Source organism: Fictibacillus barbaricus (genome assembly GCF_031457135.1).
GTDB classification, from domain to species: domain Bacteria; phylum Bacillota; class Bacilli; order Bacillales; family Fictibacillaceae; genus Fictibacillus; species Fictibacillus barbaricus_A.
This window is the reverse complement of record NZ_JAVDWA010000001.1, coordinates 376,394-402,315: the sequence shown is the minus strand read 5'-3', so window position 1 is coordinate 402,315 and position 25,922 is coordinate 376,394. Positions and strand designations below refer to the sequence as shown.

The window sequence follows — 25,922 nt, the reverse complement described above, 5'->3', positions numbered from 1 at the left end:
AATCCCTCTTTTCATAAAAATCCTTTCCTCCTCATCATATACTTAACTTACAGAATATTCATCCGCATCTGCTGTAAAAATTTCCTTCTTTTTTGTTAATAAGATTTCACCGAATTTGAAGAACGGAAACGCGCTCACAGCCAGACCACCTAAAATGGCAAAGATGATCACTCCTTGACCAAATCCGAGCGAGCTCAATAATATCCCGCCTAACCAAGCACTGCCGCCTTGACCGATAAACTGCAGACCTGCTGCCCCATAATAAGCGCCACGCAAATGATTTGGCGCGATATCACTGATTAGCACATCCCCGATAATAAAGCATAAAATCTCACCAGCTGTAAAAAGGAACATTGATAAAAGAAGGACCGGTATAGATTTCGATAAGCCAAAACCGAACAAGCCTAAACCAAATAGAATGCATCCCGCTTTTAAGGCTGTTAAATAGCTATATTTCTTCATCAATTTCATAATCGGAAACTGAAAAAGCAGAATGAATACGGTGTTTGAAATGAAAAGAACGGAATAGGCAGAAACATCCACTGTCCCAAGATACTGAGAGAGAGTCGTATCTAAATGTGAGTACGCACCTGTTACAAAAATATTCCCAATTAAAAAGTATCGAAATACCTTATCTCCTGCAATGATTCTCAAGCTTTCAATAACAGAGACTGCGTTCAAATTATTTTCTTGTTGCCCTTTATTTTTGTATTTAAAATGCCAATACAAAATAATGAGCGCATAGATAAAATAAATACCCGCACTGATCAAAAACGGCAGTGGATTTTTTGAAGCCCCTAAAGAAAGGCCAACCAATGGTCCAATCGCGCCTCCTAAATTAATGGCATAATAGCGTGCATTAAATACTGCTATCCGATTATCATCTGGCGTAACATCAACCAACAATGCTCGGGCAGATGGCTCAAAAACCGACCGGCACAATCCGTTCAACGCATTTAAAAGAAAAAATGTAACAATTTGATCCGCAATCGCAAAGCCAACAAATACGAATCCCCAAAGCAACATGGATGCAAACATGACCGATATTCTGCCCAGCTTGTCAGAAAGAGCTCCTCCAAAGAAACTCATAAACGTACTGACAAAAAAACTGACAGCAAGAATTGCACCAGTAGTTGCCGGATCAACCCCTTTCACTTCATACAAGTAAATACCAAGAAACGGCAAGTTCATAAAGAAACCAGCACGTGATAAGAACGTACCAAATATAACGCCCCATGCGAGCGGATGAAAGTTCAGCTTTTGTTTTAAATTCATATTTTAGCGCCTCATTTCGTACAACATATCATGTAAGTTTCATTATTATTTTACTGGAGCACCTGAAGAATGCCCCTTCATAAATTGCTTAAATTACTGGAGCAATAAGTGCCGTTTCGCTCGTATTTCATATATATCGCTCGTAGTTTCTATAAACCGCTTGTATTTCTCTTATATCGCTCGTATTTTTCATCTTCCGCTCGTATTTCTCGTATTGCGATACTATTTCTATCTCAAAACAAAAAAACGGACTCCGTATCATATGGAGTCCGCTTTCTGATTTACTTTATCGATCTTTTTAACCTGAATACCGTGTTTCTGATTTCTTCCGTCGTCCCTTTTGTCAGATTGCCGCCAAGTCCAATCGCGAAGGCACCTGCTTCGAGCCAACTCTTCGCATTTTGGTCTGAAATTCCGCCAGTTGGTATGAATTCCACCTCAGGGAAAGGATCTCGAAGTCCTTTTAAATAAGAAGGACCGAACAGGTTACTCGGGAAAAGTTTTAAAAGGGTAAGTCCGTGGTTGTACGCCATTACCACTTCTGTAGGTGTCAAAACTCCAGGGATATAAAGTACGTTATCTTCTTTACAATACTTTACGGATTAAAACTCAAACTTAACGGGTCTTAAAATCAAATCTTCCAATGTTTTTTTTGCATCTTTATTCTCGAATAAGATTTCATAGATGGCATCACTGATCGGAAGTTCTACGTGATATTGAGCAGAGAGCTCTTTTAATGCCTTAACCGTCGAAACGCCTTCAGCCAGTTTTCCAAAGTCCTCACCTTGTACAAACATCTGGCCAAACTTGCGGTTATGGCTGTGCAGCGAGAACAATGTTGCCTCGTAATCTCCCAGATGGCTTAATCCATAAATCGTCAGATCATTACCGCCCATCGCCCTGACGAGACGTGAGATTTCCCTTGTTCCCCTAGCCATCAGCGAACCTTTCAAACTGCTATAATTCAATCCATCAAGCATACCGGCTGCAATACCCATTACGTTCTTTGTGGCAGCTCCTATTTCGTTTCCAATCAAGTCCTGTCCATAATAAAACCGGATTAAATCACTGTTGAAGGCTTGTACAATTTTTTTCGTGATTTCGATATTCTCTGAGCTAATTACCATGCAGTTCGGGATATGATTGACAAAATCCTGTACGTGACCTGGTCCTACCCAAACGGCAACATTTGTACTTTTACCGAGCTCTTCAGAAAACACTTGAGTCAGCCTCTTACCGCTATCTGCCTCTAACCCTTTCATGCACAAGATGAAAGTTTTACCTTCTATTTCATTCAATTGACTGAGTTGTTTCGCAAATGAACGGAGCTGCTGAGCACTAATCGAAATGATAATCACTTCAGCCGATGTCACAGCGTTTTCTAATGAGTGACTCAATTCGATTTCATCCGGTAATGTCAAATAATCATTTTTTCTGCTGTCCATTAATACTTGAAGATTTTTTGAACCTTGTCTTCCCCATAACGTAACGTCGTGCCCGGCTTTATTCACATACCAAGCGATGAACGTTCCCCAACGTCCACATCCTAAAACAGATACATTCATGATTTCACCTTTTTTCTTTATGTTCAATTAATCAGATTATAAATCATTATCTATTTCTCTTTACCTTAATTATTTCCTTCTTCAGAAGAGAACCTCAATCCTTATTCACAATGAAAAAACCGGCTCATCTCATCTGAGCCGGCTTCCTTTTATCGTTTTCCTACCGAATCACCTTCTACAAGGCTAACGTTGATTCGTTCGTGATCAATTTCTTGATTTTTGATTAGTTTCAATAAAAGTTCTGAGGCTAATGCACCCCATTTAAACTTCGAGTAGTTAATGGTTGCTAGGCGGGGATGAATATATTGAGCTGTTTCGATATTATCGAAACCGATCACATGAACATCCTTACCAATCTTCAGTTTTTTGCCGCTGAAATAGTTGAACATACCAATCGCCATTTCATCGTTCAAGCAAAATACACCGACTGGCCCTGAAAATTCATCATGAATTTTCTTTGCTGCTGTTTCACCTGATGGTTTATTAAAATCTCCGTCAAGCTCGATGTATTCGATGTGAGAATAGCGCTGCACCGCTTTTCGAACAGCTTCCAGACGCTGACGGGCATCAAACGATTCCTCAGGACCTTTCACTACATACACTTTGTTATGTCCTTTTTCAGCTAAATGGTCAATCGCCAAAGTGGCACCAGCTTTGTTGTCGAGCAATACTTGTGAAATGTTCGGATGATCAATTTTTCTATCCATGACAACAAGCTTATGTCCTCGTTCAGCATGGCTTAAAAGTTCTTCCGTATCGTACGTTGCATCAAGTATGATCGCCCCGTCGACCATACGTTCAGGCAGAAAGCGGTGTGATTCTTTTCCGCTGCACACTATTAACTCGTAACCGTTCTGAGTGAGGGTTTCCATCATTCCTTGCAGCAGCTGACCGTAGAATGCACCGCTATAATCTGTTAAATAAACACCGATGATTTTCGTCTCGCGTTTTTTTAAGGAACGAGCTGCTGCACTTGGAATATAGTCGAGTTCTTTTGCAATCGCTATGATTCTCTCAGATGTTTCCTTTGTTACTTTCGTACTCCCGTTCAAGGCATAGGAGACCGTGGATATGGAAACACCTGCTTTTTTCGCAATGTCTTTTATACTTACCAACGAAATTCTCTCCTATCTCTCTTTGTAAACGTTTTCCTCTATTATACCTTTTTTAGAAAAAGTCGGTACAAGCTTTATTTTTTGACCCTTTTCGCAATTCTTGGTTGTTCTTGAAAGTAGTTTATCTCCGTTTCAGGATGCTCGCTTTCCGCGGGGCAGGCGGTGAGCCACATTTGTACGTTTCACGTATAAGTGTCTCTCCTGCCCACCAGTCCCGCAGGAGTCTCGCACCTTCCACTCCAATCAACAGAGCGATGAAGAGAAGTAGCAAATAATCGAAATATGAAAATATATTAATTAGAAAGAAGCTGTTTTTTAGAAATAAATTTCAACTGTATGATTTTCTTCGCTTAGATGGCTGAGTAATTCATCACGGTTTACGATTACTCCACCTTTACGATATACGTTCTTGTATGGCGTTGTGTTTACTTCGTTTCCGTTTACGATGAGACGAGTTGTTCCTTCATTCTTCTTATGATAAACAAACGTCACTGGCTTTTCATTGATCATGTACTGAAATTCTAATCCGTCCATATCATCTGTCAGCACCGGGTCTAAAATAAGATTCTCGCCATTTGGACGAATTCCTAAACAGTTCGTGATTAGTTGATTCATGAAGATTCCTGGCCCAGAAGAATAGATGCGCCAGCCGCCTTTTACTTTCGCTTCCCCTTTTTTCAGTTCCCCAAAGCGTTCTTGAGCTTCATAACGCGTTTTGAAATCTCCGTCTGAGCTGCTGAAATAAGCGTTGCTTTGACGGCGTTCTGCATTTGGAACTTTATCCTGAATCATAACCGGATTGATCTTTTCTAGTCCGCTCCAAACTTCATCTGTTTTCCCTAATTTCGCCATCGCTTCAACAAATCGAATATGTGCATGAACGTATTGAAGCCCGATCTCGCGTCCAAAGTTTGATGCCTGTTCTGCACGTTTAAAGTGTGTGCTGACACCGCCCTTGTAGTGTGCGGGCTTATCCATTAAACGAACGCCATCCGGACAGTAAAATTTATCCATGATTACATCTAAATGTTTTTCAGCTTGTTCTGGCGTCAAAAGCTCTGCAATCATACTGCGTGTCATTGGCAATAAACGATAGTTGATGCCAGTTGTGTTATCTGTCGGGTGGAGCATGAGCTTCGGCTCGTTAGCGTTTTCCATGTATACAAATCCAGGAATAACGTCATTTTGAAGCATGTATTTTTCATAATCATTTTTTATATTTTTCGCTAGCTCGCTTAATTCGGATGCTTTCTCTTCACGCACATTTTTCAGCAATGAAGAGAATTGATTCATTACTTGATACGTTAATGCAACTGTCCATGAACTAACCATGAACTTCTTAAGTTGCGGGTTAGCTGGCTGCAGCGTATCATCCCAGTCACCATCTCCATAGGAAGAAAGGTGTGTGTCATGCAGGAAGTTCGCTTTCATGTAGTCGATCTGTTTTTGAATATGATCGAGCAATGTTGCTTTTTCATCTGTAAAACCAAATGAATGGTCTGTATAAGGGATCGTCTCATCTAAAATGCTGTAATCGTTTGTTGCAGCTAAATAATCCGTTACAGCTTTCAGTGGCCAAACGATGATATCACCATGAGATTCTTCTTGCTGGAATCTGTAATACTCATCAAACATGAACCATTGCGGCCAGTTTCCAGTCTCTTCGTATTGGTGAGAATACACTGTCAGCAAAATTTCTTTTACAGCATCATAATGTTGGGTCGCCAAGAAATACTCTGTTGGGCCCTGACACACATCACGTGTTCCCCAAGCTGCTCCGCCATATTGTTCTAAACCATGTGGCACAGAATAGTGAATCAGCATGTTGTGTGTATACCAATGTGCCAGCGCATTCATTTTTTGAAGCTCTTCTGTTTCTCTTCCGCCTTTTGACAGGTGGAAGCTGCGGTTCGTTTTCTCGATGAACGCACGGTAGCGCTGAATTTCAACTTCTGCTTCTTTTTCTGTAAATGAAATCTCTTTTCCGTCGATTAATCCTTGAACTGTCAACGTCCACTCGCTTACCGGTTCTAAATCACATACAACAAGTGAAGCAGATAGGGGTTCAATATTTTCACCGAAGATCGTCTCATCCGTAACCTTCATTGATGTGCCTGATACCTTCATACGGTAGCTTAACTTTTCGTATGTTTTTCCGCTGTCAGACGAAGCATCTGCAAAGAATGTAATCGTATCGCCCTTTGTTTCCATCTTAAACGGCACTTCATATTCCATGTTGTTCATTGATACTTGATTCGTCACGACGAATCGGTACGCGTTTCCGCTTTCCGTTTTTAGTTCAAGCTGAACTTCCGGTGTATCTACCGTTGTGAAATTCGTGATGATGAACGTCTCACCATCTGTTTTGTAGTACCAGCGTGTATAGTTAAAGCCCATCTCAAACAGGGATGGCATCGTTAACAGCTTCAGTCCGCCATCGATCTCCACATAAATGCGCTGCCCAGATGTTTTCATCACATTCAATGCATTACGTGCGTTCGTCAGCATCTTATGAAAAGAAGTGTTTCCGACAACAAGCTGCGAATTGAACAGACCGTACATGTACGAAGTCGTCGTAATGGTATCTTCTTTCAGATGTACATTGTTTCCTGTTACTAGAATGTGCCCGTGAGGACGTTCTACGATTCTTTCTTTTTCTTTTAATACGATATGCTCGTATGTTGGAGTAAAAAAGGATAACAACGTGTCTCCTTCATACTCTTCTAAAATTCTGTCAGGATACAAATCATCTACTTCATCCTTCGTAAAATCAGCCGTTTTCAACGTTCCTGCAAATTGTTCGCTTCGTTTCACTTGTGGAAGAATACTTGTTTCTTTTTCTGCAATCTTTTGAACTTCATTCCATGATGTTAGAATTTCATCTGTAAATTCAACATCCGTAACCGCTGCTGCATGATCCTCTTTAAAGCAGCCGTAAAATACAAACTGCTTCGTTCCATCGAGATCTATAGCTTCTGTTTGAAGTGCCGTATAGGCAAACTCATATTGGTACACTTCATTCGGAAGGATTTCTTTATAAAGAGCTTCTGGTGTATCTGTCTCTTTGTAAGAACGGCCAAAGAACTGATAACCATCTGTAGAATAGCCGATTGTTTTCGTCAGGGAACCTTGCTGCAAATAAGGGAAAGCTGTACCGTTCGGCTGATTTTGACGAGAACATACGACATAGCCTAACTTTTCATCTTCAAAAATACGATGATCAACATATTGAGCCATATAAGCCTCATTCGTACGGACCGCACCTCTGTCGGCAAGCCCTACATCCTGTCCATAGATGATATCTGCTTTTACATTTGATCCTGTAAGTTCAATATCCCAGTACCAGATCTCTTTATCAGTTAGTGTGAACGTAACTTTGTAAGTTACTTCTTCAAAAGTCCCTTGCCAAAAAACTTGACGATCTGTGTGTGAAACTTTGCTGCTTGAATGAATGCCTAAAAGTGGTGCAACCGATATCCCATCCTTTTTAAAAAGACGCAAATATAAATTATTCAGAGCTCCATCGATCGGGTTGCTAAGCCATTGGTTGATCATCGTACGTTTATATGAAGCTTCGAAAATATCACCCGTGTTTAAAAAAGTAAAACGAATATCGCCGGATTTTATTTCAAAGTTTCCTTTTGTCTTGGTTGTCATCGTTTTCTCCCCGTTTCTCTATTTAGTAAGTTCGAATGTTGCACTTGAAACATCACGGCTGTTCGGACCGACAAAAATCGTAAATTCACCCGCATCACTTGTATAAGAAAGATCTCTATGGTGATAACGAAGCTGTTCTTCCGAAAGCGTGAATTCGATGGTTTTTGTTTCGCCTGGAGTCAATGTTACTTTCTCGAATGCTTTCAATTCTTTTAAAGGACGGATCACTTCACCGACCATGTCACGCACATACAGCTGTACCACCTCGTCACCAGCGAGTTCTCCTGTATTTGTAACGTTAACCGTAACTATTAACGGCTGATCAAGTGTCATCACGCTTGATGAGACAGATAGATCACTATATTTATAATTTGTATAACTCAACCCGTAACCGAACGGATACAACGGTTCATTCGGGATATCCAAGTATTTAGAAACATATTCATCAACGGCAGCATTTTTAGGACGGCCTGTATTGTAATTGTTGTAATAGATCGGAACTTGTCCAAGTGTATAAGGGAACGACATCGAAAGTTTTCCAGATGGGTTCACGTCTCCAAATAAAAGGTCTGCTAGTGCATTTCCTCCTTCAGTCCCAGGGAACCATGCTTCTAAAATGGCATCTGCCTGTCCTTCCATTCCTGTTAGATCAAGTGGACGGCCGTTAAATAATACGACAACTACTTGCTTCCCAAGCTGTTTCATTTTTGAAAGGAGCTCTAACTGAATCTCAGGTAAACGAATATCAGCACGACACCTTGCTTCACCACTCATGCCTGATTCTTCGCCAATTGCCAATACGATGATGTCAGCTTCTTTACCGATTGCGATGGCTTCGTTCATCATTTCTTCTGAGCCTGTTTCAATGTCGCACCCTTTAGCTGTTAAAAGGTTTTCTGCACTCACTTTCTTATGCATACCTTCATATAAACTAACCGCTTCTTCATGTGATCCCATCCATGACCATGCACCTAAGATGTCTCCGCTTTTTGCAAAGGGTCCGATTAATGCGATTTTCTTTTGATTATTTAATGGGAGAGCTCCTTCATTTTTTAAAAGTACAGTTGATTTCACTGCAAGATCGTATGCTGCTTTTCGATGTGATTCACTTAGAATCACTTCTTTTTCACGCTCTTCATCTGCACCTCGATGAGGATTTTCAAAAAGACCAAGCTTTTCTTTTAGCTCTAAAATGCGATAAACGCCTTCATCGATGATTTGTTCTTCTACTTTTCCTTCTTTAACGAGCGTCTCTAAGTTTTTGATATAGCACGCTGTCATCATTTCAATATCGACGCCTGCCTGAATAGATTTTTCAGCGGCCTCTTTTTCGTTACGAACAACGCCGTGCGGAATTTGTTCTTTTACAGCACCCCAATCCGAGATCAATACACCATTAAAGCCCATCTCTTCTCGAAGGATATCTCGCATCAGCCACTTGTTACCTGTTGCAGGGATGCCTTCTATTGAATTAAAGGAAGTCATCACCATCTCACAGCCTTCATCAAGTGCTGCTTTATAGGCTGGAAGATAGGATTCCCGCAGCTGGCGCTCTGACATATCAACCGTGTTATAATCGCGTCCTGCCTCTGCCGCACCATATGCTGCAAAATGTTTTACACAAGCGGCAACGCGGTCTTTATCCTCTGTTAAGTTATCCCCTTGGAACCCGCGGACAAATGCTCTTGCAAACTCACTGTTCAAATACGGATCTTCTCCCGTACTCTCCATTACTCTTCCCCAGCGCGGATCACGAACGAGGTCAACCATTGGTGCAAATGTGACATGAACACCGCTGACAGATGCTTCTCGGGCTGCTACTTCTGCACTTTTTTCAGCCGCTTCTAAATCCCAAGAACAGCCGATTGCGAGCGGAACCGGGAAAATCGTTTTATATCCATGAACAATATCCGCCATCATTAACAATGGAATTCCATGTCTGTTTTCCTTTAAGTGCATTTCTTGAATACTTTTCACTTCTTTTGCACCAGATGCTCCTAATACAGAACCACTGTTGACTATATCTTCATCATTAACACCAAGTTCAGCCATCGGCCCCGTAATCTGCCCGCCATTTGTTGCTCCTTTATAAAAGGGTGTAGCTAATTGAATGAGCTGAGCGATTTTTTCGTGCAACGTCATTTTTTCAACTAATGATGCAATGCGATTATTGTTCATAAATATCCGCGCTCCTTTATTTATTGTTCTTATTTAATATCCAGTTTGCGTAACCTATGTTGCTTTTGAAAGTAGTTGATCTCCGTTTCAGGATGCTCGCTTTCCGGGGGGCGTGCGGTGAGCCACCTCGTGCTTTGCACCTAAAGTGTCTCACCTGTCCCACTGTTCCCCCAGGAGTCTCGCACCTTGCACTCCAATCAATTTTTCAAGGATGTCTTAGAAAAACAAACTCAAAAGAAACAATGGATTAGAAAAGAGCTTTTAAAAACAAGTCAAAGCAACAAGCTTATAGAAAATTCTCCTGTAAAAAAACCTTAAAATATAAAATAAATCGAAACGTTTCTATTGATTTCATGGCGATTATAAGGTGTAAAGAAAATGAATGTCAAATCCTTCACTTTTAGTTAAACCCTCTATAAACCTAATGAAATCAAGGTATTAATCTCAATTCCTTGAAATAAAAACTTTTTTAACATTATCCAGTTGAAAACGATTACAACTTGAATTATAATGTGCTTATCGAAACGTTTCAACAATAATCTTTACAAAATTCAGGGAATATTAAAAATAGTTGCTTGTTTAACCAGCTGACTAAATGCAGCTGAACAAAAACGAAAGCAAATATAGGGGGAACACACATGAAAAAACATTGGTTTAAGAAAACAATGGTCACATCAATGCTTAGCGCTCTTGTATTATCTGGCGCATTAGCTGGCTGCTCTTCAGGTTCCGATGGAGATAAGAAGACAATCACTGTCTGGGGAATGGGAGAAGAAGCAAAATCTCTTCCTAAAATCGCTGAGGAATTTGAAAAAGAAAACCCTAAGATCGATGTAAAGGTTCAAGCTATCCCTTGGGATCAAGCACACGATAAGCTTTTAACAGCTGTTGCTTCTAAAAAAGGTCCAGATGTTGTTCAAATGGGAACTACTTGGATCCCAGAATTCGGTGCGGCGGGTGCATTAAAAGACTTAACACCTTTTATAAAAGACAACCCTGAACTAGATCCTAAAAATTTCTTTGAAGGCTCAGTTGCAACAACTAAATACGAAGATAAAATGGTAGGCGTTCCGTGGTACGTTGACACGCGTGTACTATATTATAGAACAGACTTGCTCGAAAAAGCAGGGTTTAAAGAAGCTCCAAAAACATGGGAAGAGCTAAAAGCCGCTGCAGACAAGCTGGCTAAACGCGGTAAAGGAAAATACGGAATCAGTCTTGACTCGAAAGAACAGAGTCTTGGTTTCATGTTCGCTCGTCAAAACGGTGCTGAACTATTAGGACCAAACAACGAACCGAAGTTTAACGATCCAAAATTCGTTGAAGCCGTTGACTACTTAAACAGCTTCTATAAAGATGGCGCTACACCGAAAGATGATTTAGGAATCGACATTATCCAAGGTTTCAGCGGTGATGGGATTTTACCGATGTTCATCAGTGGTCCATGGATGATCAAGATGATCAACGACCAAGCTCCAGATCTTAAAGGCAAATGGTCAACAGCCGTACTTCCTAAAAAGGAAAACAACATTTCGGCACTTGGCGGATCTAACTTATCCGTATTTGAATACACGAAGAACGAAAAAGAAGCTGTTAAATTTGCAGCATTTATGAGTAAGCCTGAAACTCAATTAAAATGGATGAAGATGACGAACTCTCTTCCTGCGACTCAAAAATCTTGGGATGATGAATCACTAAAAGGCAATGAGTATTACAAAGCATTCGGCGAGCAAATGAAAGCTTCACAGCCAATGCCTGTCATTAAGCAATGGGAAGAAATCGCTCAAACATATTTGAAGAGCTTTGAGAAAATCTATCGCGGCAAAGCAGATGTAAAATCAGAAATGGATAACTTCCAAAAGCAATCTGAGAAGATCTTAAGCAAATAATGACGATCTGAAATAGGTATAACGGGCAGGTTATCCTGCTCGTTACCTTTTTATTCAGACCCTTTTTTGCCATCACGAAGGATGTGAAATACATGAAAAGCTATTCTAAATCAACTCCCTATCTATTTATTGGTCCTGCTTTAATTTTGCTGGCTGTATTTTCACTGTTTCCGATAGTTGTTGCTTTAGTAATCAGTTTTACAGATATTGATCTTGCTGGTCTTGCTGACTACTCCAATATCAGCTTTATCGGACTTGAAAATTATAAAAATATCTTCTCCGATCCAATCTTTATGAAATCAATCGGCAACACACTTTTTTATGTGGTCATTGGTGTTCCGCTTGTTATCGCCTGTTCGCTGGCTGTTGCTTTATTGATTAATTTTGGGACAGCACGTATTTTTCGTGGTTTCCGTCTGATTTTCTACATGCCTTCCATCACGAACGTAGTCGCTGTGGCGGTAGTTTGGACTTACTTGTACAATCCGCAATTTGGTCTGTTCAACTATTTGTTAGGACTTGTCGGCATTCCTGCTATACCGTGGCTGCAGGACCCGACTATTGCAAAAGGTTCGTTGATCGCTCTTGCTGTCTGGCGTGCAATTGGCGTGAACATGATCATCTTTTTGGCTGCCCTTCAAGGGATTCCAAAAACGTATTATGAAGCGGCACAGCTTGATGGAGCTAACAATTGGAAGCAGCTGACGAATATCACTCTTCCTCTCCTTCGCTATGCGATCTTCTTCGTTTCCATTACAACGATGATTGGCTGGCTGCAATTTTTCGAAGAGCCGTTTGTAATGACGAAAGGCGGACCGCTCGACAGTACGACATCTGTTGCCTTGTTCATCTATCGAAATGGATTCCAGTTAAGCAACTTTGGATATGCTGCAGCAGGTTCATTCGTATTGTTTGTCGCAATCATAATTATTACGATGATTCAGTTCAGACTGCAAAAGAAAGAAACCGACTTTTAGGATTTGGGGTGAGAACATGCAAACAAAATTATCAAATGCTAAAAAAGCTTATCGATCTCAGCAATGGTTAGCCGCTCTCGTCCTGATGATCGGAGGAATTCTTGTGGCGATCCCTTTTATCTGGATGGTTCTCTCTGCTTTCAAACCTGAAAGCGAAGTGTTAAAGCTCACACCGACATTATGGCCAGAAACGTTCACAACGGAGAACTTCCTTTATTTGTTCGAGAATATGAACTTCGGTGTTTATTTAAAAAATACGATTATCGTTGTACTCTGTTCCTTTGTCGGGTTGTTTTTTAATGCGATGGCTGGCTATGCCTTCGCCAAGTACAAGTTTAAAGGCAGTGAAAAGCTCTTTTATCTTGTGCTCGCAACGATGATGATTCCCGGTCAAGTAACAATGATTCCAGTTTATCTTATTTTAAATCAGATGGGATTAACGAATACGATGGCTGGTATCGTACTGCCAGGATTAGTTGGTGCATTCAGCATCTTCTTATTCCGCCAGTTCATGTCAACGATTCCAAATGAACTAATCGAAGCTGCGCGCTTAGATGGTGCAAGTGAATTCCGCGTCTTCATGCAATTGATTTTGCCGATTTCAAAGCCGATTTTGGCTGTACAAGGAATCCTGACGTTCATCGCAGGCTGGAACAGCTTCTTATGGCCGCTAATCATGGCAAACGACGAAAGCTTATATACGCTGTCAGTTGGATTAAGCTTGCTGAAAGGTCAATATGGCGGAAACTTCGCACTTCAAATGGCAGGTTCCACATTTATGGTCGTCCCGATCGTAATCATATTTATCATCTTCCAGAAGCACATTATTGAAGGCTATACGATTTCTGGGATGAAATAGTAATAGGAACAACCCCGATTTTAAGGCCGGGGTTGTTTTTTGTTTGTTTGGTTTCTGGTTTTATTTTTTACCTGTTTTCTTGCTGGCAGCCCAGAATGCTAAAATAATCAAAGGAATAAAGATAAAGAAAGGAATATGAATATGACTGCTAGTAATAAAAGCTAAAAACAGTAAGACTCCAAATCCAATAATTATATATAAACAACCCCTGCCAAACGTTTCCATGAACATCCCCCTAAAAATTCTTCCTATTACCTTCCTCTAATTTCCATTATATTACTTTTTAAAAAATCCTTTCACTTATTTTAATAAATCAAAAAAATGAACGAAAATATCCTCTTTTAATCATTGCTGAAAACAAAAAAAAGAATGACCCATAGTGTTGATTAGCACACTTTCAGGGTCATTCCATTTTTAACCTATTGTCTAATCTCCATAACAGCAACCGTCTGATAAACTTTGAAAAACGAATCACAGAACGTATCCCACTCTTCAGCGGCTTCCAACGACTCTTTGCTCACTTCCCCACAAACTGGTTTTTGCAGCAAGTCAGTGAGCTGTCTAGAAAACGAGTCGATCACCTCAGTTGATGTCCCCTTTAAGACACCCGCAACAAAATCAGCAGGAGGATACCAGTCTGCCACTCTTTGAAGATCACGGTAAATTTGCGTCAATATAAGGTTCCGCGGTCCTTCCCATTGTTCATTAACGACAACATCCCGAAAAATACGGGGAAGCGATGAGAATTCCTCCATCACACCATGACCGCCAAAAATCGAGATCGCATCCCTCAATACTTCTGCTCCCTCATTTGTCGCACAGATTTTTTGCAATAAAATCAGCTCTCTTAAATTGAAAAGCTGCTTTCTATGTTCCAGCGGCTGATCGAGGGGAATACCTGGGTTCAAGGGCTGGTCAAGTTTCAGGAATAAATCATACACCTTAAATGCACCTGCCGTCGTTCGCTCTGCAGCTTCCTCAATTCGTTTTATCGTACGTGCAGAAAGCGGATAATCTTTTACCTTTTTCCCAAAAACAGTACGGAAATCGCTATACAAACTCGCCTCTCTTGCAGCGCGCAGCATAAAACCTGCACATGCAATTCCAATTTCAAGACGGGATAAAGTGAGGACAATTCCTACTGCTACAGCAACACCTTTTCCGGCCGGTCCCACAGGATAGGCAAGAGCTCCAGAATATTGAATTTCTCCTGTCGGCAACTCAGCTGTACCCATCTTCCATTTGATCCGATTGATTTGATAACCGTTTCTTTTTTCCTTCTCTTTATCACCCGGCAGCCATGAAGGAACGATGAAAGTCGAAACTTTATCTGTTCCAGAGATTTTAGCTGTAACGACCGAATAATCACTATGTGCAACAGAACAGAAAAACTTATTTCCGTACAATCGATAGTTTTCCCCGTCAGGTACTGCTTCCACGACATTGGCAGGCAAGTCGGATCCGCCCTGCATTTCACTCATGAATTGAGCGCCGATTGCAAAGTCTCCATCAAGGCCATCTTTTGTGTGCTGTAAAATATTTTGAAGTTCTGGATGCATTTCGTCTGGATATTGCTCGATTAGTGCGATCAAACCAATCGTGCATGTTAGAGGACAAGCAACTCCAGCTTCTCCTAATTGATGAATCAACATCCGCTTTACAAAGCTTTCCCATGAAGGCATCTTAGAGGAAAAAAGACCTTCACCAAACACTTCTTTCTCTAATTGGTGGACTTCCATCGGACGGACAATTCGATCAACACGATTATTGAAACCATCATAATGCAGCATATATGGCCTGACTTCAGGTCTCGCCACCCGTTCAGCTAAACGATTCCATATTGAAGAGGCTTTTGGCGAAAAAGAAAGCATGGCTTGGTGAACATAATCAAAGTCATTTCCCGTATAACACTGAACTGCTTTTTGGAGAAATGGATCATCCCGATACCAATCTAGTTTTTCACGCTTTTGCAGAAATTCTTCGAAAGTATATGAATTCTTACCTTTTGTCTGCTGTTCTTGGGAAGCTATGTGCATGGACATCGACCCCTTTAATTATCCGACTTTTCAGAATAATTTTAAGTCAGTTCATTAGTATCGTCAATGAAACGTCTTTACGTGTTAGAGATGCCTTAAGGCGCGAACTGTGCGTTTAACGAGGTTTTTTCTGAAATCACCTTACTACCTTACTAAAAACACCAACATCCACTAAGGATATTGGTGCTCATCATCAATTATTGAATGGAAAACACTTCTTTTTCTAACAAATCTTCTGGTTTTTTACCAATTGGATCTTGATGGAAGTAATTTCGGATTACACCGTCATTTAAATAGTTCGCGATCGACACCATGATCATGCCTTGATCCAATGCTAAGTAAGCTTTTGCTATCTCTCCTGTTTCCATGTTAACTGAATCATAGAAACCATACTTGCCATATGCACCAAAATCTTTTAACACGTGAATGTTTTTTTGTACAGCAAATGGATCATAGTCTAAAGCTAGGAATGATGCATGAGCTGTTACTGTTGCTCCATCTTTGTAGCCAGAAGTGCCAAGCGGTGTTGCGGCGAATTCACTGTATCCGTCAGGTGTAGCAGAAGGTGAGAATCCCCAAGCTGGATAGCCTTTTGACTTTGCAAAAGCCTGCTGCAGCTGAACGTGGCGTTTGTTGTTCAACCCTAGTGCATTCTTTCCAAGCTCTTTTTCTTTTAATACGATTCCCGGCATGAGACCCTCAAACATACTTCCGCCCCAGCTCGGCACGAATTTCACACCATTGTATTCATAATGCCCCTCATAGACAGTAACCCCATCATATACTACGTTTTGTCCTTCAGGAATTTGAGATTGCCAATCCCACTCTTTCGGCATCGTTCGGTAAAGCTTCCACCAATGTTCTTTTGGCACGTCGCCTTTACCGATCGATATATAGCTTGCGACACGGGGTTCTGTATAGAACTGACCATAATGATGATCGGTATACTTACCTTGTGCAACATCATACCCGCCATAAAACTGACCCATCTCAGGATCATAAAGCTTAGCATAGTTCATGTTCTCAACAAGTTTACTCGTTTGTGGATTCAATTCCTTATAAGCTTGCCCAACTACAATAAGTCCCGCAGAAAGCCAGCCGTTATCAACTTGAGAAATGAACTGCCCCCAATCCTTTTTTAATGTGGCATCATTCGTGTTGTACCAGTTATAAAATAGACCGTTCCATTTATCAAGACGTTCCAATGTACTGATTGTAACTTGAATCCGTTTTACCGCTTCATCCCGAGTAATGATTCCAAGCTGCTGAGCTGAAACTGTGCTCATCATATACATCGCCATGTTTGTAGGTGAAGTATGTGTGGCATCCTTCTTCCCTTCTTCCGTAAAGCGTGTTTCATCAAAAGTCATTCCTGTTTTCGGATCGGTGTTCTCTTGATAAAATTTATACGTTTTTCCTGCAATCGCTTTCAATTCTGTCCTTAAAGCAATATCTTTGCCCAGGTCATTTGCTGAAGCGGTTGGCAGTACAATCAGGTTAGCTAATAGACTCAACATAAGCAGAAAACTTATTATTCTCCCTTTTTTCATTATGTTCTCCCTTCTACACTCACTGTCATTCTCCCTTCGAAACGTTTCACCAATAGTTTATCACTCTCAACATAAAAGGTTAAGTTCTTTTCACAACATTCAGATATTTAGTACAACAGTCGCATGAAATTGAAAATAACTAGGATATACAGGAGTTTAGCACCAACTATAGAAATAAGTAGAAAACGAGTTTAGGGAGCGTTATATCGTGAATTTCAAAATAGAGGAAATGATTGAACTATTAGAGCGAACACCAGAGACGCTCAAACAATTATTGTCAGGTCTTTCTGATGGCTGGGTATTAAGCAATGAAGGCGAGGGTACGTGGAATGCTCTTGAAGTAGTCGGACATTTAATAGAAGCGGAAAAAGTGAACTGGATTCCCCGCGTAAAGATGATCCTGACAAAAGGTGAGTCAGAGACCTTTCCGGACTTTGACCGATTTGCTCATCTTCAGCAAATCCAAGGTAAAACCATGGACGATCTTTTAAATGAGTTTAAACAAGTACGAAATGAAAGTTTAACAGATTTGAAAACTTTGATTACCATTCACACCGATTATGAGCTAAAAGGGACTCATCCCGTTTACGGTTCAGTGAAATTAAGTGAATTGCTTTCGACTTGGGCCGTTCATGATCTGACACACATCACTCAAATTACAAGGGTTATGGCAAAACGATACCGTGGAGATGTAGGATCATGGATTAATTACTTAAGTATTTTAAAATAAATGGCTTGCCTCCAAAAGGTCACTTGGAATATTATGTATATTAAAACAATGGGGAGGCCGCTATGATAAATATCCGCTCTGGCCATATTATAGGCAGCAAAGAAATAAAAGTTCCTTATAACATCTTAAGCATAGCCGAAAAACCGAAAGGACTCGCCATTTTACTTCCTGGTGTTGGTTATACCGTTCAGGCTCCTGTTCTTCACTATTCCACGGGGGTTTTTCTAAGGAAAGATTACGATGTTCTTCACGTAAACTATCAATATGCCAAGGAAGACTATGATGCATTTTCTAATGAAGAGCTTGTAGAGTTCGTAAAGAGAGATGTTCCGAAAGTTATGGAAGAAGTGTTAAAACATTCTACCTACGACTCTTTTTATCTCATTGCAAAATCGTTTGGAAACTATGCTATAGAAAATCTATTGAAAAATGAGGACCTGAAAGAGGCTAAAGTCATTTGGCTTACTCCCCTTCTCGTTAAGGAAGCGGTATTCCAATTCATGATGAACAGCTTGCATAAAGGACTGTGTATAATCGGAGACAACGACTGGGCTTATGAAGCAGAGTTGCTTAATCAGCTGAAACAGAATGAAAACATTGAATTCTTTGTACTTCCTGATGTTAATCATAGTTTGGAGTACGATCACAGTGTTATCGAATCGGTCGATGTTTTAAAAACGGTAACCGAAAAAATCAATCAGTTTTAAACCGTTGCATACTGCAGCGGTTTTCTTATTTTCCAAAAGAAGGGAATTGAGTGTTTTTGTCGAATTGAGAACCAAATAAAAAAGAGAGAAATAGTGATTTAGGGGGGATTTTCTTTGTTTTTAACGGTTTTAAAACGGGCATGCTTTTTTCTTCTGCCTATTGTCGGGGTGTTTTTTATCGGGGCACTTCCTTATTTGTTTTTTAGCAATGTTCGTGCTATAGAAGGTGTCACTCGGCTTTTAGAAATGGGGGTCATCAAAAATGCCCTTTTTTTGAATCAGGATTTAGGAATATTTTTTACGCCTTATATTGAAAAAATTTGGTTGCTGATGGTAAAACTGTTCACTTTTTCTAATGTTGAATATTACGAACACCAGCAAATGAAATACATGTTTCCGACGATTTTACCTTATTTCTACTATTCTCTGAAACTTGTAATTGGCGCATTTTTCCTGGCAGCAGCTTCCTCAGTCCTTCTCGCGTTAATCGTAAAAATCTTACCCGCTAACATACAAAAAGTCATTCGTTTTTTCTTTTTTTCTTTAGAATCTTTACCGGATATTTTTATCGTGGTCATGGCTCAGTATCTTGTCATTCTTCTCTATCGTAAAACAGGTGAACTGCTTTTACCCATCGTTTTTACTAACCAGGAACCCGCATACCTTATGCCAATCGTTTGCTTGGCCATATTGCCAACATTATTTTTAACCAGAACGTTATTGTTTTTATTAGATGACGAGGATTCAAAAACATATGTTGAATTCGCTAGAGCAAAAGGCATTAAGTATTCAATCGTGTTATATATCCACATGCTTAGAAATTCATTAATCAGCCTTTTCTTTTATACGAAAAATGTTTATTGGCTATTGATATCAGGTCTGTTTATGGTGGAATATGTGATGTATATTCCAGGAATTACGAAGTTTATGCTTAATAACGGACCTACTACACCTGACGTAATTACGGTTAGTATCATGCTGATGTTTCTTCCATTCTATATATTGTTTACGATGATCTCCTACATATTAGAAAAGAAAATAAGCCGTACTGAAGAGGAGGTCGCATAATGTCTGTTTGGAAAAGCCCGCTTTTTCTATTTGGATTCCTCATCATCCTTACGATGTTTTTTGGCAGTATCATCTATAGTCATTATGTGCCCGATTCAAAAAAGCCTACAATGATTATTAGGTATGATGAAAACAAGATTCCGATTGATTCTCCGCCCATTGAACCTTTTAAGGAGATGCCGTTTGGTACAGATCGCTTTGGTGTCAGTATGCTTCATAAAGTAATTGATGGCGCTAAGTATACACTCGGATTTGCCTTTCTCATTGCATTTGCAAGACTGTTAGCTGGTACGATTCTTGGTCTGATTTTTAGCCAGTTTCCAAAATCCGTGCTGCGAATGCTAAATAAACTATTTGACTCTTTTTATTACGCACCGGCTACGATTGTTGCCTATTTAATCCTGTACCCGGTTTTACAGATTTTCACATGGTCGATCCCGAAAAACGAACAAACCATTTTCTCTTTTCTAGTACTCGTTTTGATTGCTGTCCCCCCTGTCATGATTACAGTGGCAAGTGAAACGTCGAAGTATCTAGAGAATGAATTTATCTCTTCTGTCAAAATTTTAGGCGGACGCAGGTTACATATTATGCGGAAGCATGTACTCCCTTTTTTAAAACCGCGTTTAAGTATTTTATATAGCCAGCAAGTCGTTTCAACATTATTGCTGCTGGCTCATCTTGGCGTTCTTAAAGTGTTCATTGGAGGAACGGATATTATTACACTTGACCCACTTGAAAATAATACATTGCCTGTCGCCATGATCAACGAATGGTCCAGTATGATTGGAGCTTATATTTATGAACTGCGAGGCAACACATGGGTCATCTACACACCTCTAGCAGGGTTTGCAGTTGCCATTTTGGCGATGAACTTTATGGTAGAAGCCATGAAACGCCAATACTTGGCACAAGGTGGTTATACGGTAACAAAAAGATTATTCCGGAAAAAGAAAATGACAGTACCGGTAAAAAAGATGACAGACGAACAGTTTGAAAGAATCATGAAAACTGGTTCTGAAGGATAATATATCAAGTAAAAAGAGCCCTGTATGAAAGGCTCTTTTTTTCTCATTCTCAAATTGAAATGGAATGTTTATCTACTTGGAGGAATACATAGGGAACAACCTATTTAGTTTAAAGAGGTGAACTTATGTTAAGTGAAGCGGATTTGAATATTATTTTTTATACCCTCTATCTTCTATTAGGGCTTCTGATCAGCTACAAATATGCGGTTTTTACGGTAACGAATACAGGAATGGTCATTCCCCATTTTTTTATCAGCCTGATGATCAACCTTTGCATCGGTGTTTGTGGAATCATTGGATGGATCTTCTTTTCCGTAAGAGTTGATGAATTGTTCATGTTCGGCGGCATTTATCTGGGCGCGCTTATAACTGTCTTGAGTTTAATCGGCTTGTTTATCCTATTGTTGTGGAAGAGAAAAACAATGTTAAACAAGTTTCATAATGGGTAATGTACATGCAAAAAGACCCCTTGGTAGTGGGGTCTTTTCGTTTATTTTAAGCATTTACTTTTTCTTTTTTCCCTAGATCACCTGCTGGTCCAAAGAACTCGAAGTGAATACGTTCTTCAGCGACATTCAGTTCTAGAAGTGCGTGATAAACAGCTCTCATGAATGGAAGCGGACCACAGAAATAGTACTCGGCATCTTGGCCGGTCGGCAGTACATCTCTAAGCCAATCGATGTCTACATATCCTGATTTTTCATAGCCCTCATCATCATCTTCTGGCTTTTCATAAACGAAATAGCTCGTCATGTGATCAGATTCAGCTGTTACAGCTAAAACTTCATCTCTAAGTGCATGTGATTTACCACTGATTGCCGCGTGGATAAACGTCACATCACGGTCCGGTTGTCTTTCAGATGCTGTTTTCAGCATACTTACCATCGGTGTTAACCCTACACCGCCGCTAAGCAGAACAAGCGGACACTCTACTTTGTCATCTAAGTAGAAATCTCCGGCTGGTGCACTTAAGTAAAGAACATCTCCCGCTTTTACGCCGTTATGCAAGTAATTCGATACTACTCCATCAGGAGATTCCATACCTGCTTCTTTTTTAACAGAGATTCTGTAGTATTCTTTTCCAGGTGCATCAGACAAGCTGTATTGTCGGATATGGGTATTTTTTTCTCCGGGGATCTCCATTTTCACACTGATATACTGCCCTGCTCTAAAGTCAGCCGTTTCTTTTCCATCTTGAGGTTTTAAATAGAAAGAAGTAATCACACTGCTTTCTTCAACTTTATCAGCGACAACGAACGGTCTGAAATCTTCCCATCCGCCTTTTTGAGTTTCTGCAGCTTCATACATTTCTTTCTCAATACCGATAAAAGCATCAGCAATAACACCATAAGCTCCAGCCCACGCGTTAATAATTTCATCTGTGGCAGCATCACCAAGTACGTCTTTAATCGCAGCGAGTAAATTTTCGCCTACTACTGGATAATGCTCCGGTTTCACACCTAAACTTCTGTGCTTGTGAGCAATTTGTTTCACAACTGGAATAATGGCTTCCAGTTTATCAATATTCGCAGCAGCTGCATAAACAGCATTAGCAAGTGCTGCTTGCTGACGGCCTTTTTTCTGGTTTGCATGATTAAAAATATTTAATAGTTCTGGATGTTTTTGAAAAAGCAGCTGATAAAAACGGGAAGTAATCGCTTCTCCGTGTACTTCCAATACAGGTACTGTTGACTTAATAATTTCGATTGTTTTTGCTTGAAGCATGTCAATTCCCCCTAAGGTTTTTGTTTACATCCTTATGTTAATCCAAAATAACGATTATAAATGTGATTCAAATCACTTTTCCTTAGGCGGTTTTGTGAACAACGTCACAATGAATATCCACTCGCTTAACTGTTCCCTGAATATTTTTAAAATTAACATAATTACCATCTTTCTTAACCGACTATGTGATAAAATCAAATAATAACCAATTTTTGTTAACCGTACAAATGAAAGGATTACTTTAGATGAAGATTACTCAAACCCGCGATTACGAGACGATAGCATTGCTAAATGAAACTGTACAAACCCTGCATGCAACTCAATTTCCTTCCTATTTTAAACCTTATGAATATGGGCCGATACGAGATTTTTTTAAAGAGATTATTACCGATCCGAAGCAAATTTTTCTTTTAGTTGAAGATGATGATGTTCCAATCGGTTATGCCTGGATGACGATCAGGGAATCAACTGATTCAGCCTTCAAAAAAGCGTCCAAATCCATTTATATCCATCAAATAAGCATAAATGGAAGCAACAGTCACAATGGTGCTGGTTCGAAACTTATCGCCTATACCGAACAATTGGCTAAAGATATTGGTGCAGCAAAGATCGAACTTGATTATTGGATTAATAATACGATTGCTAGAAATTTTTATCAGAAACTAGGCTTTACCATTAATCGTGAAATCGCACAAAAAGAATTGAATTCATATGGAGTGAAATAAATGAAACGATACTTTTTGAAATACAATAACATGCATGTTCACTTAACAGAATGGGGAGAAACGGATAAGCCTGTAATGCTTTGTTTACATGGGTTAGGAAGTACAAGCTTTAGCTTTTTAGATATTGCAGAACGTATAAAAGATGACTTTCGGATCATTGCATTGGACGCTCCAGGTCATGGTAAAACGGATGCTTTCGAAACGGCTGAAGAATACGAAATACCCCAGCTTGCCGATTGGCTGCACGGCTTAATCGAACTTATGAATATCGACCGCTTCTATTTGCTGACACATTCATGGGGCAGTTTTTTAGGACTTCATTACTTAGTCAAGTATCCCGAGAAGGTTATTGATACCTTATTGATTGATGGCGGATATCAAACAAAACGAATTTGGTCGGAGTCAATGGAAGAAGAAATGGACGATTATGAGAAGGATTTTGATGAGTATATATTTGATTCATGGGAAGCTTTTTGCCAATCCGAAAAGGATAGTTATCTAACGTGGTCGCCCCAAATTGAAATAAAAGTCAGAGATTTAGGTGTAGAAAGAGAAGGTAAGGTTTACTGGCATGCAAAAGGCGAAACGGCCAGGCACATCATTCGAGGGATGCATTTGAATGAAACGGAAGACATCTATCATCTCCTCCCAAAAGATATTACCTTGCTGGTGGCCACACTTCCTGAACATTTATTGACAAAGCGGATCGATACGGCCGAAGTTTTTAAACAAACGGCGCTGGCACACGTAAAACTTGTGGATAACAGTACACACTTGCTGCACTGGGATAGACCTGATGCCGTTGAGTACGAAATCAAGTCCAATTGGCTAACAAAAATAGGAGGTTAAGAGATGGCACACCTGCTTGTCTATTTTTATAAAATCAAGCCAGAAGTGAAAGAGAAATTTTTAGAGATCTTAGCTCAAACGAATAAAAAATACCAGGAATACGGCGGGGTTTCTGAACAGCTCTATAAACTGTCTGATGCTCCAAAAAACTACGGAATCTCACCGCTTGCAGAAAAACTCGATATCTGCGAAGGCGAAGAACTTTGGATTGGACTTCTCCACTTTCAATCTGAAGAACACGCCCGCATAACAATGCAAGATTTCGATGCAGATCAAGAAGTAAATGTCCTATTCAATGAGTTTGTTGCCTATGTTGCACCACTCGATAAATTGTTGTTTGGAGAGTTTGATTCCACGAATGCATAATAAGAATTAACCTCTTCTGTTCATTTTATAAGAATGGAAAATTTCAGGATAAAAGAAGTTCGATATTCACGAAAGCAGTGCATAAATCATTTAGAACTCTAGTATGTTTTACCATCATTTTTCCGTTTTTCGTTTCTCCCATATAAGAACATAGGTGTTATACTTTAGGTAACCTTATGAAGAGGAGATTTTAAAGATGGAAAATACCTTAAAGGAAATTCTCAATGAAATAAATAAGGTGAAAACAGAAATTAGTTCTGTAAAAACTGACATTGGTTCTGTAAAAACCGATATTAGTTCTGTAAAAACTGATATTAGTTCTGTAAAAACTGATATTAGTTCTGTAAAAACTGATATTAGTTCAATGAACACTAAAATGGAAACTGGATTTAGTGATGTTCACGCAGAAATGAAAGAGATGCGCGAAGACATTCAAGAATTGAAGGCTGGCCATAACCGAATTGAAGACAAACTTGATAAGTTAAATACGAATGTGATCAGCAGCATGGAAGATTATACAGATAAAATTATTAATCATTTTGACGGCACATCCGAGGCATTGAACAAAAGAGTATTTAAAGTAGAAACGGAAATCGAGAAAATAAGCGAACAGTAAAGACATCTTAAAAAATAAGGTCTTTGCTGTTTTTTTGTAAATACCTTATATATAAGGAGGTTCTCAAAATGACATGGTTTTATTTCTTTGTTATCGGTCTGTTAGGGTTTGCTTTCTTAATTGATTGGCGGCGAAAAAAGATCAATAATAACACCCAGATGCCAACCCATGCAGGGGCAAAACCTGGGGAATCCACAAACTATCAAATGGGTGATAATCGTTATACCAACGGGGACGGATAACAGTCCCTCCCTCTCTTTAACCAAACTCTTTTTGATGCGATTTTTTCAACTTTAAATATTCTTTATCTGTCCGGGCAAGCTTCCATTTTTCTTCAAAGATTGCTGCCGACTTCGCTTTTACAGGGTCAATTTGCCGTTCATTGATTTCACCATTTTCTTTGTATTTTCGGCCGCCTTTGTAATTCGTGTAACGGCGCGCTCTCGTATACCCCATCTGTAAAAATTTACGTGCCATATCGGCGCCGACAAAATCATCTTTTTCTTTATACTCCAGGAAAAGTTCATAAATTTTCTCAGAAGATTTTTTCGCTTCTTCAGGTGTTTTAAACCGCCAATGCGGCAAGATTTCACTTTTATACGGTTCTACAAGAAGAACTCCTTGTTCACCACGGCCTACTCGGTATTTTTCTGGATTCTCTCTAAAGTTTATCTTTTCAAAATCAAGATCATAATTGAAGCTCATACATAACCCTCCTCGTACACTAGCTATACCCTTAACGAGATAAAAATAAATACAAAGGAATGATTTTATGCCGTCTAAGAAAAATTTCACAGCCGTTTTTTGTTTGTTATTTGGAATATCACCCGTCTTAGGTATGACACTTAAAAATGCGATCCCATATTCAGCAGTAATCGGTTGGGGATTTGCGGTTGTGTTTCTCTTATGTGCTGGCATTACGGCCAGCAAGAAAACTCGTGAGGAATATAAAAAATGAGGCATGCTCGATTTTGAGCCTGCCTCATTTTTTTCGATTATTGTGTGGA

The 25,922-nt window shown here is 39.7% G+C and carries 24 protein-coding genes and 1 pseudogene; 14 read left to right on the top strand and 11 right to left on the bottom strand.

Annotated features, from left to right (window positions below):
• Positions 1-42 precede the first annotated feature (42 nt).
• From J2X07_RS02110 to bglX, 6 genes and pseudogenes are all read right to left on the bottom strand, one after another.
• Entirely contained in the window at positions 43-1,275 is a 1,233-nt protein-coding gene (locus J2X07_RS02110; RefSeq protein ID WP_310256026.1) for an MDR family MFS transporter, read from the bottom strand.
• A 281-nt stretch (positions 1,276-1,556) separates the two neighbouring features.
• Positions 1,557-1,862, bottom strand: a pseudogene (locus tag J2X07_RS02105) (bifunctional 4-hydroxy-2-oxoglutarate aldolase/2-dehydro-3-deoxy-phosphogluconate aldolase); the annotation flags it as partial.
• 15 nt (positions 1,863-1,877) lie between these two features.
• A complete protein-coding gene (locus J2X07_RS02100) occupies positions 1,878-2,840 on the bottom strand; it encodes an NAD(P)H-dependent glycerol-3-phosphate dehydrogenase (protein WP_310256025.1) in 963 nt (320 codons plus the stop codon).
• Positions 2,841-2,989: 149 nt separating this feature from the next.
• Positions 2,990-3,955: a LacI family DNA-binding transcriptional regulator gene (locus J2X07_RS02095; RefSeq protein ID WP_310256024.1), complete on the bottom strand. Its 966-nt coding sequence runs from the start codon at positions 3,953-3,955 to the stop codon at positions 2,990-2,992.
• A 315-nt stretch (positions 3,956-4,270) separates the two neighbouring features.
• Positions 4,271-7,612, bottom strand: coding sequence for a GH36-type glycosyl hydrolase domain-containing protein (locus J2X07_RS02090; protein WP_310256023.1), 3,342 nt, complete (start codon positions 7,610-7,612; stop codon positions 4,271-4,273).
• 18 nt (positions 7,613-7,630) lie between these two features.
• On the bottom strand, positions 7,631-9,790 hold the full coding sequence (bglX, locus tag J2X07_RS02085; protein ID WP_310256022.1) for a beta-glucosidase BglX: 2,160 nt from the start codon (positions 9,788-9,790) through the stop codon (positions 7,631-7,633).
• A gap of 638 nt (positions 9,791-10,428) precedes the next feature.
• On the opposite strand from bglX, the gene J2X07_RS02080 reads away from it, so the two are divergent.
• From J2X07_RS02080 to J2X07_RS02070, 3 genes are all read left to right on the top strand, one after another.
• Complete coding sequence (locus tag J2X07_RS02080) at positions 10,429-11,679, top strand: sugar ABC transporter substrate-binding protein (protein ID WP_310256021.1); 1,251 nt, start codon at positions 10,429-10,431, stop codon at positions 11,677-11,679.
• Between the two features lie 92 nt (positions 11,680-11,771).
• Positions 11,772-12,656: a carbohydrate ABC transporter permease gene (locus tag J2X07_RS02075; protein ID WP_310256020.1), complete on the top strand. Its 885-nt coding sequence runs from the start codon at positions 11,772-11,774 to the stop codon at positions 12,654-12,656.
• A gap of 85 nt (positions 12,657-12,741) precedes the next feature.
• Entirely contained in the window at positions 12,742-13,515 is a 774-nt protein-coding gene (locus tag J2X07_RS02070; RefSeq protein WP_396193574.1) for a carbohydrate ABC transporter permease, read from the top strand.
• 60 nt (positions 13,516-13,575) lie between these two features.
• Here J2X07_RS02070 and J2X07_RS02065 read toward each other — a convergent pair whose 3' ends face one another.
• The 3 genes from J2X07_RS02065 to J2X07_RS02055 all read right to left on the bottom strand — a co-directional run bounded on the left by J2X07_RS02065 (position 13,576) and on the right by J2X07_RS02055 (position 17,101).
• Complete coding sequence (locus J2X07_RS02065) at positions 13,576-13,740, bottom strand: hypothetical protein (protein WP_310256018.1); 165 nt, start codon at positions 13,738-13,740, stop codon at positions 13,576-13,578.
• A 194-nt stretch (positions 13,741-13,934) separates the two neighbouring features.
• The gene (locus tag J2X07_RS02060) at positions 13,935-15,551 is read right to left on the bottom strand and encodes an acyl-CoA dehydrogenase family protein (RefSeq protein WP_310256017.1); all 1,617 of its coding nucleotides are present in this window, start codon (positions 15,549-15,551) and stop codon (positions 13,935-13,937) included.
• A 197-nt stretch (positions 15,552-15,748) separates the two neighbouring features.
• The gene (locus J2X07_RS02055) at positions 15,749-17,101 is read right to left on the bottom strand and encodes a glucoamylase family protein (RefSeq protein WP_310256015.1); all 1,353 of its coding nucleotides are present in this window, start codon (positions 17,099-17,101) and stop codon (positions 15,749-15,751) included.
• Positions 17,102-17,309: 208 nt separating this feature from the next.
• On the opposite strand from J2X07_RS02055, the gene J2X07_RS02050 reads away from it, so the two are divergent.
• The 5 genes from J2X07_RS02050 (at position 17,310) to J2X07_RS02030 (ending at position 21,083) form a co-directional block, all read left to right on the top strand.
• On the top strand, positions 17,310-17,831 hold the full coding sequence (locus J2X07_RS02050; RefSeq protein ID WP_310256013.1) for a DinB family protein: 522 nt from the start codon (positions 17,310-17,312) through the stop codon (positions 17,829-17,831).
• Between the two features lie 62 nt (positions 17,832-17,893).
• On the top strand, positions 17,894-18,538 hold the full coding sequence (locus J2X07_RS02045; RefSeq protein ID WP_310256012.1) for an alpha/beta hydrolase: 645 nt from the start codon (positions 17,894-17,896) through the stop codon (positions 18,536-18,538).
• Between the two features lie 114 nt (positions 18,539-18,652).
• Positions 18,653-19,606, top strand: a complete 954-nt coding sequence (locus J2X07_RS02040; RefSeq protein WP_310256011.1) for an ABC transporter permease subunit — start codon at positions 18,653-18,655, stop codon at positions 19,604-19,606.
• Positions 19,606-20,634, top strand: coding sequence for an ABC transporter permease subunit (locus J2X07_RS02035; protein ID WP_310256010.1), 1,029 nt, complete (start codon positions 19,606-19,608; stop codon positions 20,632-20,634). Before J2X07_RS02040 ends, J2X07_RS02035 begins: the two co-directional genes overlap by 1 nt.
• Positions 20,635-20,759: 125 nt before the next feature.
• On the top strand, positions 20,760-21,083 hold the full coding sequence (locus J2X07_RS02030) for a hypothetical protein (RefSeq protein WP_310256008.1): 324 nt from the start codon (positions 20,760-20,762) through the stop codon (positions 21,081-21,083).
• Positions 21,084-21,129: 46 nt separating this feature from the next.
• Here the strand turns inward: J2X07_RS02030 and hmpA are convergent, their stop codons facing one another.
• Entirely contained in the window at positions 21,130-22,359 is a 1,230-nt protein-coding gene (hmpA, locus tag J2X07_RS02025) for an NO-inducible flavohemoprotein (RefSeq protein ID WP_310256007.1), read from the bottom strand.
• A gap of 245 nt (positions 22,360-22,604) precedes the next feature.
• Between hmpA and J2X07_RS02020 the strand changes: the two genes are divergently transcribed.
• From J2X07_RS02020 to J2X07_RS02000, 5 genes are all read left to right on the top strand, one after another.
• Complete coding sequence (locus tag J2X07_RS02020) at positions 22,605-23,084, top strand: GNAT family N-acetyltransferase (protein ID WP_310256006.1); 480 nt, start codon at positions 22,605-22,607, stop codon at positions 23,082-23,084.
• Positions 23,085-23,933, top strand: a complete 849-nt coding sequence (locus tag J2X07_RS02015; protein WP_310256005.1) for an alpha/beta fold hydrolase — start codon at positions 23,085-23,087, stop codon at positions 23,931-23,933.
• Between the two features lie 3 nt (positions 23,934-23,936).
• Positions 23,937-24,299: a hypothetical protein gene (locus J2X07_RS02010; RefSeq protein WP_310256004.1), complete on the top strand. Its 363-nt coding sequence runs from the start codon at positions 23,937-23,939 to the stop codon at positions 24,297-24,299.
• A gap of 196 nt (positions 24,300-24,495) precedes the next feature.
• Positions 24,496-24,915, top strand: a complete 420-nt coding sequence (locus J2X07_RS02005; protein ID WP_310256002.1) for a hypothetical protein — start codon at positions 24,496-24,498, stop codon at positions 24,913-24,915.
• 68 nt (positions 24,916-24,983) lie between these two features.
• Entirely contained in the window at positions 24,984-25,157 is a 174-nt protein-coding gene (locus tag J2X07_RS02000) for a hypothetical protein (RefSeq protein WP_310256001.1), read from the top strand.
• A gap of 16 nt (positions 25,158-25,173) precedes the next feature.
• On the opposite strand, the gene J2X07_RS01995 is transcribed toward J2X07_RS02000, so the two are convergent.
• Positions 25,174-25,620 carry a DUF4385 domain-containing protein gene (locus J2X07_RS01995; RefSeq protein WP_310256000.1) on the bottom strand — a complete coding sequence of 149 codons (447 nt, stop codon included), beginning with the start codon at positions 25,618-25,620 and terminating at the stop codon, positions 25,174-25,176.
• A 67-nt stretch (positions 25,621-25,687) separates the two neighbouring features.
• Between J2X07_RS01995 and J2X07_RS01990 the strand changes: the two genes are divergently transcribed.
• Positions 25,688-25,873: a hypothetical protein gene (locus tag J2X07_RS01990; RefSeq protein ID WP_310255999.1), complete on the top strand. Its 186-nt coding sequence runs from the start codon at positions 25,688-25,690 to the stop codon at positions 25,871-25,873.
• The last annotated feature ends 49 nt before the right edge of the window (positions 25,874-25,922 follow it).